Raw genomic sequence first — 12,493 nt, 5'->3', positions numbered from 1 at the left:
GCCTAACAAAAGAATTGGTCCCGATGTCGTCGACCCGTCACTCCCGGTGAGCCGGGTCAGGGGCGGGCCGTGCGGACCGCGCCGACGCTGGCGGCCACGACCAGGGCGATGCCGATCGCCTCGACGACGCTGAGGCGCTGGCCCAGCACGAGGAAGCCCGAGAGCGCGGCCGCTCCGGGGGAGAGCGACATCAGGATCGAGAACGTCGACGAGCGCAGGCGCCGCAGGGCGAGCAGCTCGAGCGCATAGGGGACGGCGGAGGAGAGCACGGCGACCGCGAGTCCGAGCAGCAGCACGGGCGGCAGCACGAGGGCCGGGCCCGCGGAGGCGATCCCGAACGGCAGCGAGACGATCGCGCCCGCCGCGAGGGCGAGCGCCAGGCCGTCCAGGCGCGGGAAGCGTCCGCCCGTGCGCCCCGCGAAGACGATGTACGTCGCCCAGAGCGCCGCGGCGCCGAGTGCGAAGGCGACTCCGACCGGGTCGAGCGTCGAGAACCCGCCCTGCGACAGCGTGACGACGCCGGCGAGCGCGAGCAGTGCCCAGACGAGGCTCAGCAGACTCCGCCCGGCGATCACCGAGAGCGCGAGCGGGCCGAGGACCTCGAGCGTCACCGCCGCCCCCTGCGGGATCCGCGAGATGGCCTCGTAGTAGCAGGCGTTCATGCCGCCGAGGGCGAGTCCGTAGATCGCGACGGTGCCCCAGTCGGCGCGCGAGTAGCCGCGGATCCGCGGTCGGCACACGATCAGGAGCACGGCGGCCGAGAACACGAGCCGCAGGGTCACCGTGCCGATCGGGCCGGCCGCGGGGAACAGCAGCACCGCGAACGAGGCGCCCAGCTGCACGCTCGCGACCGAGCCGAGGACGAGGGCGATGGAGCCCGCGCCCTGCGGCGCGCGCCTGGCGGCGTTCAGCTGGAGCGCCGCTGCTTCTGCACGGGCGGGACGTTGTAGCCGAGCAGGCCGACCCCGGTCTCGTCCCAGCGCAGAGTGGTCAGCGAGACGTTGTCGACGACCGGGAAGATGTGCCGGTACGACTCCGGGTTGATGCCGAGGTACGCGCAGAGCAGCAGCCGGATCAGCGTGCCGTGGGCGACGACGAGCACGCGGCCGTCGGGGTGCTCGCGGTGGATCCGTGCGAGCGACGTGTTGGCCCGCGCGACGGCGTCGAGACCCGACTCGCCGCCGGGCATCGGCTGGATGGCGGGGGCCGCGACCCAGGCGCGGTAGGCGTCCGGGAAGCGCTTCTCCATCTCGGCAGTGGTGAGGCCCTCTCCCTGGCCGAAGTCGACCTCGACGAGCGCGGGGTCGGGCTGCACTTCGAGGTGCGCCGCCCGCGCGGCGGGCACGGCCGTCCGCACCGCCCGGACCAGGGTGGAGGAGTACACCGCCTCGAGGTCCGCGTCGACGGCCCACGCTGCGAGCGTGGCCGCCTGGTCCTGACCGCGGGGGGTCAGTGCGATGTCGGAGGAGCCCGCGAAGCGGTTCTCGGAGTGCCAGACAGTCTCTCCGTGCCGGGCGAGGATCAGGGTCGTCACCCCCTGAGCCTACCGACCGGCAGCCGGGCGTCCGCCGGGTCAGGCCGCGGAGCCGCCGTAGTGCGCGTCGACGAGCACGGGGAGGTGGTCCGAGAGGCCCTGGGGCAGTGTCGAGACCCGCTCGATGCGCACGGAGTCGCTGATCGCGAAGTCGAAGTGCCCGCTGAAGTACCGGTAGCGCGCGTAGGTGGGGGAGTCGCTGCGCGAGACCAGGTAGCCGTTCCGCGTCATCTTGCGGTCGAGTCCGCGGAAGAACCAGGGGTAGTTGTAGTCGCCGACCATGAGCGACGGGGTGTCGGGTGCGTACTCGCGGAGGCGGTTGAGAGCCTCGTCGATCTGCTTCCGGCGAAGGGCGTTGCCCGCCGAGAGCGGGGCGGCGTGGAACGACGAGACGGCGATCGATCCGCCGTCGCGGTCGGTCAGGCGGACCGCGAGGAGCCGCTCGTGCGCGGGCGACATCACGCGGTCGTGCATCGACTTGCTCAGCTCGAAGGCGGCGCTGCCCTCGAGCTCGAAGCGAGCGTGCGAGTAGTAGACGGCGAGGCCGAGGCGGTTGCGCGCGGTCACGGAGGCGAGGCGCAGGTCGCCCACCTCCTGCGGGAGCTTCGTGGTGTCGCACTCCTGGAGGCAGAGGACGTCGACGTCGTGGCGCGCGGCCAGGGGAGCGATCTCGACGTGCGCCCGGTGCTCGCGGAGGTTGTACGAGATCACACGGAGCGCGCGTTCATTCGACTGCATTGCGCCAGTGTAGGGCCGTCGTCGTGGCGCGCCGGCGACCCTCCGGCGAACACGGAGGGACCTCTCCGTGTCGGGCTCGGCGTGCTCGCCGAGCGGCTGGAGAGGTCCCTCGGGTGTGCGTCGTCAGGGCGTGGCGGTGCCCGAGTCGTCGGTCTCGGCGTCGGTGCCATGGACGCCGTCGGTGGGTCCCCAGTCGGGGAGGGGCGGGTTCAGCTCGTCGCCGTTGCCGTCGACTCCGGCGGCGGACTGGTCGTCCCCGGCGGCGGACTGTCCCGAGGCGGCGCCGCCCACCTCGTCGAGGCCGGCGGTCGACGGGTCGCTCGAAGCGGGGGTTCCGGCGGGGTCGACGAGGGTGGGCTCGATGTCGTTGTCTGAAGTGCTCATGGTCTTCACGCTAGGTCGACATCCGGGGCGGCGCACCCCCCTTGCGTTCGCCCGAAGACGACGAGTCGGCATCGTCGGGGCCTCCTCCTGACCCGACCCGTTGCACGAGGAAGGCCCTCCCTCTCCTGTGCGGAGCGGAAGGGCCTTCCTCGTGGCGGTGCAGCCGGACTCAGCGTCCGTAGGCCGAGGCCGCCGGGCAGTCGAACGGGTCGCCGCCGGCCGACAGGCCGACGTTGTTGAGGTAGCGGATCACGATCGCGTACGACTCGCGGAGCGTGGTCTCGGTGTAGGGGATCTGGTGGGTGGTGCAGTACTCCTTGGCGATGACCTGCGCGCGGCGCAGCGCCGGGCGGGGCATGTTCGGGAACAGGTGGTGCTCGACCTGGTAGTTGAGGCCGCCCATGTAGAGGTCGGTGACCCAGTTGCTGCGGATGTTGCGCGAGGTGAGGACCTGGCGGCGGAGGAAGTCGACGCGCGCCTCCTTGGGCAGCAGCGGCATGCCCTTGTGGTTCGGCGCGAACGAGGCGCCCATGTAGAGGCCGAAGACGCCCATCTGCACGCCGAGGAACGCGAAGGCCATGCCGAGCGGCAGCGCCCAGAAGATGACGGCGAGGTAGAGGCCGACGCGGGTGACCAGCATGGTGATCTCGACCCAGCGCTTGTCGACCTTGCCGCGGCCGAAGACGGTGCGGAAGCCGTGCAGGTGCAGGTTGATGCCCTCGAGCAGGAGGAGCGGGAAGAAGGCGTAGCCCTGGCGGCGCGTCAGCCAGGCGTAGGCGCCGCGCGAGCGGGCCGCGTCCTCGGGGGTGAACGAGACGACGTCGCGCTCGATGTCGGGATCCTTGCCGAGCACGTTCGGGTTGGCGTGGTGACGGCTGTGCTTGGTCATCCACCACGAGTAGCTGATGCCGACGAACAGGTTGGCGAGCGTGCGTCCTGCGACGTCGTTGGCCCTGCCCGACTCGAATACCTGGCGGTGCGAGGCCTCGTGGGCGAGGAAGGCGAACTGCGTGAGCACGATGCCGAGCGCGGCGGCGAGCAGCAGCTGGAACCAGGAGTCGCCCAGCAGGACGAAGCCGGTGACGATGCCGCCGGTGGCCAGCACCAGCGCCGAGAACATGAGGTAGTAGAAGCCGGTGCGGCGGCGCAGCAGACCGGCGTCGCGCACGGTGCTGAGGAGGCCGGAGTACTCGGTCGTGGGGTTCACGCGGCCGTCGGTGCGGGGGCGGGTGCGGACGACGCGGGGCCGTGCGGCCTCGGTTCCATCGGTCAGGGTGACGGGGGTGCTCATAAGCGCCTCGCTCTTCGGGGCGGCCGCCGATCCCGGCGGCCTCTCGGCGAGCGATCCCCGGCTGGGCCCGGTCCGCTCCTGGTTCACCGCGCCGATATATGCCGGTCGCAGTATGAATCGACCAGTGTCAGGGGTCTCTTGGAAGAGTAGGGGGTTGGCGGTCCCGCGCGCATCAGGGTGATTGCCAGCCTTCGCGCGGCGCGGCGTTCTCGGAGCCTCCAGCGCCCCGCGACGGCGGTCCGCCACGGCGCGACAGGGCCGTGTGCCTCCGACGGGGGTTGACTTCCCGCCCCGTCGGAGGCGGACGCGGACGAGGTCAGGAACCGATCGAGTCCTGCGCGCGGGGCGACTTGAGGGCGGCCAGCCGCGCCTCGACCTCGGTCATCTCGCCCAGGTCCTCGAGCGACTCGAACTGCGCGTCGAGGCTCGACGAGGCGAGCTCCTCCGCGCCGCGCACGCGAGCCTCCTCGCGGCGGATCTTCTGCTCGAAGCGGCTGACCTCGCTGGTCGGATCCATGATGTCGATGCTCTTGATCGCGTCCTGGACCTGGCTCTGGGCCTCGACCGTCTTCGAGCGCGCGATCAGCTCGTCGCGCTTGGCGGAGAGCTGCTGCAGCTTCTCGCGCATCTGATCGAGACCGGACTTGAGCTTGTCGACCACCTCGGTCTGCGAGGCGATGGTCGGCTCGGCGTCCTTCGCCTCCTTCTCCGACTGGATCTGGCGCTGCAGCGCGACCTTGGCCAGCGCATCGAACTTGTCGGCGTCGGCCGTCGTGCCGGCGGCGCGCAGCTCGTCCGCCTTGCGGCTCGCGGCGAGGGCCTTGCCGCCCCACTCGTCGGCGTTCCGGACGTCCTCGCGGTAGTCGTCCTCGAGCAGCCGCAGGTTGCCGATCGTCTGCGCGATGGCGGCCTCGGCGTCGCGGATGCTGTCGGTGTAGTCGCGCACCATCTGGTCGAGCATCTTCTGCGGGTCCTCGGCCTGATCGAGGAGCGCGTTGATGTTGGCCTTCGCGAGCTGCGCGATGCGGCCGAAGATCGACTGTCTCTGAGCCATGCTGTCTCTCCTTGCGTGAGGGGTGATGAGGGATCGAAGTACGTCGCGGGTCAGAAGCGTCCGCCGCCGCCGCGCCGACCGCCGCCGCCGCTGCTGCGACCGCCGCCGAAGCCGCCGCCGCCGCCGGAGCGGCGGGAGGAGCCTCCGCCGCCGAAGCCGCCGGAGAAGCCTCCGCCGCCGAAGCCGCCGGAGCGGTAGCCCGAGCGGCGTCCGCCGCCACCGCCGAGCAAAGACTCGACGAGGATCCCACCGAGGAACGCGCCCGTGGTGCTGCCGCCGAACGGGCTGCCGACGGCGTTCGGGGCGGAGTAGGCGCTCGCGTCCGAGCGCGCACGGTCGAGGGCCTGCTGGGCGAGGGAGGAGGCGCGCTGGGCGGAGGCGAGGGCCTCGCGCGGGTCGGTCGCGGCGATCTGCGCGGCGTACTCGGCGGAGCGGGCGGCCTCGGCGACCCGGGTGCGCGCCTCCGAGCCGACGGCGCCGCGACGCGAGGCGATGAAGTCCTCGGCGGCCGAGACCCGGCTGCGGGCGGCGGTCAGCTCAGCGGTCAGGGCCGCGCGCTCGCGCTGCTGTTGGGCCTGCGCGTCGCGGTAGCCGCCGACCGCGGTGTCGATCGTCGCGTCGGCGGCGGCGAGCCGCTCGAGCAGGCCGAGCGGGTCGCGGGGGCTGATCGCCGCATCGCGCTCGATCCCGTCGAGCTGGCTCTCGGTCGAGGCGACGGCCGCGGCGACGTTCTGCGCGAGCGCGGCCGACTCCTGGTCGCTCGAGGACGCCACGAGGGTCCGCCCCTGCGTCACGTCCGCGCGGATCTCGGCGATCCGCGCGGCCAGCGACGCCTCCGCCTCGCCCAGATCCGTCGACCGGGCGGCGACCGTGTCGAGCAGACCGGACGCCTGCTCGGCCGCCTGCTGACCGGCGCGCAGGAGCACGGCGGCGCGTCCCGTGTCGCCCGAGGAGATCGACTCCAGTGCCGACGCCGCACCGTCGCGCGCGAAGCGGAGGCGGTCCTCGGCCTGGTCGGCGTCGTCGACGACGTCGTCGATCGCGGAGGGGGCGTAGCGGGCGGCGAGGTCGGCGAGGGTCCTGCGCGTGGGCGCGACGCGCTCGGCGACCGCCGCGACGCGCGCGGAGAGCCGGGCGGCCACCTCCGGAGCGTTCTTCTCGAGCGCGCGGAGCTGCTCGAACGCCTCGGCCTTCTCGTCGAGCACCTCGTCGATGCCGGTGCACAGCTGCAGGATCCTGGCGTAGCCGTCGCGCCGCTCCTGCTCGGTCTCGGGCTCGGCGTCGTCGAGCCGCTGCTGCAGGCTGAACGCCTCGCCGAGCATGCCCTTCGCCGTGACGAGCGCCTCGCGGAACGGCCCCGTCGCGTCGCTGCCGAACTGCGCCTCGGCGAAGCCCACCTCCTGCTCGCTGGTGCGGACGGCGTCGTCGGCGTGCACGAGCGCCGAGCCGGCACGCGTCGCGAGCTCGTCGATCGACGCCTCGACCGCCTCCGCGGCCTTCCTGCGGCGGGAGCGGCGGACCAGCAGCCAGACGACGAGGCCGACCACGACGAGCGCGGCGAGGATCCCGAGGGTGAGCAGGAGCCCCGAGCCGAGGGTCTCGCCCGCGGTCGGGGCGTCGAGCCGATCGCCGATGCCCTCGGCGGCCGCGACCGCGGCTCCGGCCCAGTCGCTCTCGACGAGGCGCGGCTCGATGTCGTCTGTCTGCAGCGAGGCGACCTGGGCGTCGTCGAGGGCGAAGCCCTGCGCGACCGACACCTGGTACTGCCGCTGCTCGACGGCGACGGCCAGCAGGACGTCGTCGGTGCCCAGCCCGTTGAGGGTCGCCGTGTCGTCGGCCCACTGGACGCGATCGGAGGGGTCGGAGAAGTCGTTGACGAACGCGACGAAGAGCTGCACGCGGTGCTCGTCGTAGAGGGTCGAGGCCGCCGCCTCGACGGACGCGACCTCGTCCGGGGTGAGCGCGCCGGCCGAGTCGAGCACGGGGGAGGAGGAGAACGCGACCGGCGATTCGGCCGAGGCGGTCATCGCCGGGGCGAGCGCGAGGGCGACGGCCGCGGCGAGCGCGACGAGCGCCTCCGGGAGCCGGCGGCGGCGCTTCGCGGGGTGCCCGCGGAGGGGGGACTCGTCGATCGGTCTCGCCGGCATCGCGCACACTCCTTCGTCGTTCGCCTCCCGAGTGTAGACAGCCCGCCCGCCGCCCAGCAGGACGCCCGGCGGATGGGAGAACGCCGGGAATCGGAATGCCGGAGCGCCGGGTGCCGTTGCCGACCGGGGTGCGAGTGCTGCTCGCGCCCCCCGTCCCCCTCCGAAAGGCGATCCGTGGATCCGTTCTCCCCCCTCACCGCCGGCGACCTCGAGCTGCCGAACCGACTCGTGATGGCGCCGATGACGCGCCTGCGCGCCGACGAGAAGGGCATCCCCGGTGCCCTGATCGCCGAGCACTACGCACAGCGCGCCAGCATCGGGCTCATCATCAGCGAGGGCGTGTTCCCGAGCGCGGAGTCGAAGGGCTACGCCGGTCAGCCCGGCATCGCCACCCCGGCGCAGGCCGAGGGCTGGCGCGCGGTCGCCGAGGCCGTGCACGCCGCGGGCGGACGCATCGTCATGCAGCTCATGAACGCCGGGCGCGTCTCGCACACCGACATCACCGGCACCGACCGGATCGTCGCCCCCAGCGCGATCGCCATCGCCGACGAGGTGCGGGTGCCCGACGGCGGCAAGAAGCCGTTCCCCGTGCCCCACGCCCTCACCACCGAGGAGCTCGCCGACGTCCGCGACGAGTTCGTCGCCGCGGCCCGCCGCGCGATCGACGCGGGCTTCGACGGCGTCGAGGTGCACTCGGCCAACGGCTACCTGCTGCACGAGTTCCTCTCGCCGGCCTCGAACGTCCGCACCGACTCCTACGGCGGCAGCCCTGCGGCCCGCGCGGCGTTCCCGCTCGAGGTCACCCGGGCGATCGTCGACGAGGTCGGCGCCGGCCGCGTCGGCATCCGCGTCTCGCCGAGCCACAACATCCAGGACGTCCTCGAGACCGACGCCGACGACGTGCGCGCCACCTACGAGGCGCTCGTCGACGGTCTCGCGCCGCTCGGCCTGTCCTACCTCAGCGTCCTGCACGCCGAGCCGGCGGGCGAGTTCGTCCAGCACCTGCGCTCGCGCTTCGGCGGCGTCCTCGTCGCGAACAGCGGCTTCGGCAGCCCGACCAGCCGCGAGGAGGCGACCGCCCTCATCTCCGACGGGCACGCCGACGCCGTGGCCGTCGGCCGCCCCGTGATGGCCAACCCCGACCTCGTCGAGCGCTGGCAGGGCGGGCACCCCGAGAACGAGCTGAACCAGGCCACGGTCTACGCCAGCGGAGCCGAGGGCTACGTCGACTACGAGAAGCTCTCGGCCTAGTCGCGGCACGACGAAGGCCCGCTCCCTCGAGGGGGAGCGGGCCTTCCGCGTTCTCGGGGTCAGCCCCGACCCTTGAGCTTCTTCTCGATCTCGGCGTCCTCCTCCGGAGTCAGCTTCTGCTCGACGTCCTCCGGGCCGGCCGTCTCGCCGACCCGTCCCTCGCCGAGGTTCCTGATCGACTCGATCTCGTCGGTCAGCGCCGGATCCTCGGCGCCGGTGCCGCTCACGATCCGTCCTCGATCTCGCCGGCCGAGACGGCCTCCGCGTACTTGCGGAGGTCCGGTCCCGGCTCGAAGTCGATGAAGCGGTCCTTGAGGCGCGCGTTCAGCTCGGCGAACACGTCCTCCCAGGGCTCGCCCTTCTTGGTCTTCGCCAGATCGAGGACGGCTTCGCGGAGCACCGCGTCGGAGTCGTCGAGGATCTTGGCTCGTGCTTCGTCGTTCCAGCGGATGTCCTGTGCGTCCATGCTCCGACCGTAGGCGCGGCGGCGCCGGGCACGCAGGGACTTGCGAAGGCGCGACCGGAGGCGTAGGCCGCGGCCACCGAGAACCGCGTCCGACGTCAGGACAGCTTCGACTGCACCTCGCGCTCGAAGAGCTCGATGCCGGAGCGGTCGTAGGCGGCGTCCGGGAAGTAGAAGATGCCGTAGTCCATCCCGCGCGACTGCATGTCGCCCAGGCGGTCGAGGATCTGCGCCGGGGTGCCGACCGCGAGGGCGTCGGGGCTGCGGTACTCGCCGACGAAGGCCGCGGCGCCCTCGGCTCCGAGGTACGGCGCCACGCGCTCCTCGAGGCGCTGGAGGCCCTGCTCGACCTCGGCCTCCGTCTCGCCGATCATCACGTTGTAGTTGGCGCTGCGGGTGATCGCCGAGTAGTCGGTGCCCAGGCGCTCGCAGTGACCGCGGAGGATCGCGCTCTTCTGCTCGAACGCCTCCGGAGCTCCCGCGAAGTTGGTGTACTGCGCGTACTGCGCGGCGATGCGCAGCGTGACCTTCTCGCCTCCGCCGGCCACCCACAGCGGGATGCCGCCGCTCTGGAGGGGGAGGGGCCGGTTCTGCGCGCCGTCGACCTGGTAGTGCTTGCCGTCGAGCGTCGAGCTGCCCGTGGTCCAGGCCTGGCGCATGATCTGCACGCCCTCGTCGAGGCGGCCGAGCCGCTCGGCGATCGGCGGGAAGCCGTAGCCGTAGGCGCGCCACTCGTGCTCGTACCAGCCGCCGCCGATGCCCATCTCGACGCGACCGCCCGAGATGATGTCGACCGTCGTCGCGACCTTCGCGAGGTAGGCCGGGTTGCGGTAGCTCATGCACGTGCACATCTGGCCGAGGCGGACGCGCGAGGTGGTGGCGCCGAACGCGCTCATCAGCGACCAGGCCTCGTGCGTCGCCTCCTCGGTCACCTTCGGGACGGTGTGGAAGTGGTCGTACACCCAGATCGACTCCCAGTCGGCGCCGGCGTCGGCGTGCTGGGCGAGGTCGTTCATGGTGCGCCACTGCTGGGCGGGGTCGATGCCGACGAGGTCGTGGCGCCAGCCCTGGGGGATGAAGAGTCCGAATCGCATGCCGCCGACCCTAGAGCGGCACCGGCGCCGCGTCGAGGGGGTCGACGGCCCTCGCGTACCCTCGCAGAAGTGCTGACCAACCCCTCCGACCTCGGTCTCCCGATCATCGCGCTCATGATCCTCGCCGCGTTCGCCGCGGGCTGGATCGACGCCGTGGTGGGCGGTGGCGGCCTCCTCCAGCTGCCCGCCCTGCTGCTCGTGCCCGGGATCTCGCCGGTGCAGGCGCTCGCGACCAACAAGCTCGCCTCGGTCTTCGGCACGACGACCAGCGCGATCACCTTCTACCGCCGGGCGAAGCCGGATCTGCGGACGGCGCTGCCGATGGCGGCCGTGGCCCTCGCCGGGAGCTACGGAGGCGCGACGCTCGCGGGGCTGCTGCCCTCCTCCGTCTTCAAGCCGATCATCGTGGTGGCGCTGATCGTCGTGGCCGTCGTCACGATCGCCCGGCCGGCGATGGGGGCCGCGACGGCGCTCAAGCACGCGGGTCGCCGGCACCTGGTCACCGCGGCGGTGCTCGGGCTGGTGATCGGCTTCTACGACGGTCTGATCGGCCCCGGAACGGGCACCTTCCTGATCATCGCGCTGATCACCGCGCTCGGCTACGACTTCCTGCTCGCCAGCGCCAAGGCGAAGATCGTCAACGTGGCGACGAACCTCGGTGCGCTGCTCTACTTCGTCCCCGGCGGTCACGTGATCTGGGTGCTGGGCCTGTTCATGGGCCTGGCGAACGTGGCGGGCGCCTACCTCGGCTCGCGGATGGCGGTCGCGAAGGGGAGCCGCTTCATCCGGATCGCGTTCCTCGTGGTCGTCGGCGCGCTCATCCTGAAGCTCGGCACCGACGTCTGGGTCGAGAACATCACTCCACTGCTCTAGACGCAGGACGGGGCCCCCGCCGACAGCGAGGGCCCCGTCCTGATCGTCTCCGGCTCAGCCGAACGGGATCGCGCCGACCAGCACGCCCACGGCGAGCATCACCAGCGAGACGATCACCGCGCGCCACAGCACCTTGCGGTGGTGGTCGCCCAGGTTGACCGCGGCGAGCGAGACCAGCAGGAGGATCGCCGGCACCAGCGGGCTCTGCAGGTGGACCGGCTGCCCGGTGATCGAGGCGCGCGCCATCTCGACGGGGTCGATGCCGTAGTTGGCGGCGCTCTCGGAGAGCACGGGGAGGATCCCGTAGTAGAAGGCGTCGTTCGACATGAAGAAGGTCATCGGGATGCTCAGGATGCCGGTGATCACGGCGAGGAAGGGCCCGAGCGCCGGCGGGATGACGTCGACGACCCACTCGGCCATCGCGTCGACCATGCCGGTGCCGTTGAGCACGCCGATCAGGACGCCCGCCGCGAGGACCATCGAGACGACGCCGACGATGCTCGGGGCGTGCTTGACGATCTCGGACGCCTGGTCCTTCATCTTCGGGAAGTTGATCAGCAGCGCGACCGCGGAGCCGACCATGAAGACGTAGGCGAGGGGCAGGACGTCGGCCACCAGCAGCGTCATCACGGCGAGCGTCAGCACGAGGTTGACCCAGATCAGCTTCGGGCGGAGGGTCTCGCGCTCGGGGTCGAGCATCGTGTCGGCCATCGCGGTGTCGGCGTCGTCGGCCTGCACGCGGGCCGCGACGGCGACCTGCGCGCCGCGCAGCGACTCCGGGCCCCGGAGGAACGAGAAGCGCTCGCGGGCGACGGTGCGGATGCCGCCGGTGAGGGCGGCGAGGCCACCGCGGGTCTTCGAGGCGCCGGCGCCGACGAGCTCGCGCTCGAGCATCGGCTCGGCGAGGGCGAGCGAGCCGAGGCGGCGGCGCTCGCCGAGCCCGAGGAACCAGGCGAAGACGAGGGTGACGACCAGGCCCACCGCGAGGGAGGGGAGCATCGGCACGAAGATGTCGCTCGGCGAGACCTGCAGCGCGGCCGCGGCGCGCACCGTCGGTCCGCCCCACGGGACGATGTTGAGCGTGCCGTTCGCCAGGCCGGCGACGCAGGTGAGCACGACGGGGTTCATCCCGAGGCGGAGGTAGATCGGCAGCATCGCCGCGGTCGTCACGATGAAGGTGGTCGAGCCGTCGCCGTCGAGCGAGACGGCGCCGGCCAGCAGCGCCGTGCCGAGCACGACCTTGGCCGGGTCGTCGCCGAGCGCGCGGACGATGAAGCGGATCAGCGGATCGAAGAGCCCGACGTCGATCATGATCCCGAAGTACATGATCGCGAACATCAGCAGCGCGGCGGTCGGGGCGAGGCTGCCGATCGCCTCCAGCACCATGTCGCCGATGCCGAGCCCGGCGCCGGCGAAGAGCCCGAAGATCGTCGGCACGACGATCAGGGCGACCATCGGCGTGAGCCTCTTGGTCATGATCAGGGCCATGAAGGCCAGGATCATCGTGAATCCGAGTACTACCAACACTGCTGACTCCTTCGTCGTCGTGCGTCCGGCTCCCTGGGGAGCGTCGGCTCTCCGGGTCATGGAAACCCTAGGGAGGCGCAGCCCGCCCGCCCGGGTATCGCTCATTAGCGCGCGATCTGCGCATAGTGTGGGTTCTG

General features: G+C 72.0%; 13 protein-coding genes. 2 read left to right on the top strand and 11 right to left on the bottom strand.

Annotated features, from left to right (window positions below; genetic code table 11):
* Positions 1 to 56: 56 nt before the first annotated feature.
* The 7 genes from GSU68_RS14200 to GSU68_RS14170 form a co-directional block, all read right to left on the bottom strand.
* Positions 57 to 842 carry an EamA family transporter gene (locus GSU68_RS14200; RefSeq protein WP_244259287.1) on the bottom strand — a complete coding sequence of 262 codons (786 nt, stop codon included), beginning with the start codon at positions 840 to 842 and terminating at the stop codon, positions 57 to 59.
* Between the two features lie 65 nt (positions 843 to 907).
* On the bottom strand, positions 908 to 1,534 hold the full coding sequence (locus GSU68_RS14195) for a histidine phosphatase family protein (protein WP_159909341.1): 627 nt from the start codon (positions 1,532 to 1,534) through the stop codon (positions 908 to 910).
* A gap of 39 nt (positions 1,535 to 1,573) precedes the next feature.
* The gene (locus tag GSU68_RS14190) at positions 1,574 to 2,272 is read right to left on the bottom strand and encodes an endonuclease/exonuclease/phosphatase family protein (protein WP_159909340.1); all 699 of its coding nucleotides are present in this window, start codon (positions 2,270 to 2,272) and stop codon (positions 1,574 to 1,576) included.
* A 123-nt stretch (positions 2,273 to 2,395) separates the two neighbouring features.
* Positions 2,396 to 2,656: a hypothetical protein gene (locus GSU68_RS14185; protein WP_159909339.1), complete on the bottom strand. Its 261-nt coding sequence runs from the start codon at positions 2,654 to 2,656 to the stop codon at positions 2,396 to 2,398.
* Between the two features lie 169 nt (positions 2,657 to 2,825).
* The gene (locus GSU68_RS14180) at positions 2,826 to 3,947 is read right to left on the bottom strand and encodes an acyl-CoA desaturase (protein ID WP_159909338.1); all 1,122 of its coding nucleotides are present in this window, start codon (positions 3,945 to 3,947) and stop codon (positions 2,826 to 2,828) included.
* Between the two features lie 316 nt (positions 3,948 to 4,263).
* Positions 4,264 to 5,001 carry a PspA/IM30 family protein gene (locus GSU68_RS14175; protein WP_159909337.1) on the bottom strand — a complete coding sequence of 246 codons (738 nt, stop codon included), beginning with the start codon at positions 4,999 to 5,001 and terminating at the stop codon, positions 4,264 to 4,266.
* Between the two features lie 50 nt (positions 5,002 to 5,051).
* Entirely contained in the window at positions 5,052 to 7,148 is a 2,097-nt protein-coding gene (locus GSU68_RS14170; RefSeq protein ID WP_159909336.1) for a TPM domain-containing protein, read from the bottom strand.
* A 174-nt stretch (positions 7,149 to 7,322) separates the two neighbouring features.
* On the opposite strand from GSU68_RS14170, the gene GSU68_RS14165 reads away from it, so the two are divergent.
* Positions 7,323 to 8,399 carry an alkene reductase gene (locus tag GSU68_RS14165; protein WP_159909335.1) on the top strand — a complete coding sequence of 359 codons (1,077 nt, stop codon included), beginning with the start codon at positions 7,323 to 7,325 and terminating at the stop codon, positions 8,397 to 8,399.
* A gap of 59 nt (positions 8,400 to 8,458) precedes the next feature.
* Here GSU68_RS14165 and GSU68_RS14160 read toward each other — a convergent pair whose 3' ends face one another.
* From GSU68_RS14160 to GSU68_RS14150, 3 genes are all read right to left on the bottom strand, one after another.
* Positions 8,459 to 8,626 carry a hypothetical protein gene (locus tag GSU68_RS14160; protein WP_159909334.1) on the bottom strand — a complete coding sequence of 56 codons (168 nt, stop codon included), beginning with the start codon at positions 8,624 to 8,626 and terminating at the stop codon, positions 8,459 to 8,461.
* Positions 8,623 to 8,865: a hypothetical protein gene (locus tag GSU68_RS14155; protein WP_159909333.1), complete on the bottom strand. Its 243-nt coding sequence runs from the start codon at positions 8,863 to 8,865 to the stop codon at positions 8,623 to 8,625. The genes GSU68_RS14160 and GSU68_RS14155 overlap by 4 nt, the downstream gene beginning before the upstream one ends.
* A gap of 95 nt (positions 8,866 to 8,960) precedes the next feature.
* Positions 8,961 to 9,956: an LLM class F420-dependent oxidoreductase gene (locus tag GSU68_RS14150; RefSeq protein WP_159909332.1), complete on the bottom strand. Its 996-nt coding sequence runs from the start codon at positions 9,954 to 9,956 to the stop codon at positions 8,961 to 8,963.
* A 114-nt stretch (positions 9,957 to 10,070) separates the two neighbouring features.
* Between GSU68_RS14150 and GSU68_RS14145 the strand changes: the two genes are divergently transcribed.
* Complete coding sequence (locus GSU68_RS14145) at positions 10,071 to 10,829, top strand: TSUP family transporter (protein ID WP_159910304.1); 759 nt, start codon at positions 10,071 to 10,073, stop codon at positions 10,827 to 10,829.
* Positions 10,830 to 10,883: 54 nt separating this feature from the next.
* On the opposite strand, the gene GSU68_RS14140 is transcribed toward GSU68_RS14145, so the two are convergent.
* Positions 10,884 to 12,416: a CitMHS family transporter gene (locus GSU68_RS14140; protein ID WP_159909331.1), complete on the bottom strand. Its 1,533-nt coding sequence runs from the start codon at positions 12,414 to 12,416 to the stop codon at positions 10,884 to 10,886.
* Positions 12,417 to 12,493 lie beyond the last annotated feature (77 nt).

The sequence above is a fragment of the Rathayibacter sp. VKM Ac-2759 genome (assembly GCF_009834225.1).
Classification (GTDB): domain Bacteria; phylum Actinomycetota; class Actinomycetes; order Actinomycetales; family Microbacteriaceae; genus Rathayibacter.
The sequence above is the reverse complement of the archived record's forward strand: the minus strand, read 5'-3'. Positions and strand labels throughout refer to the sequence as shown.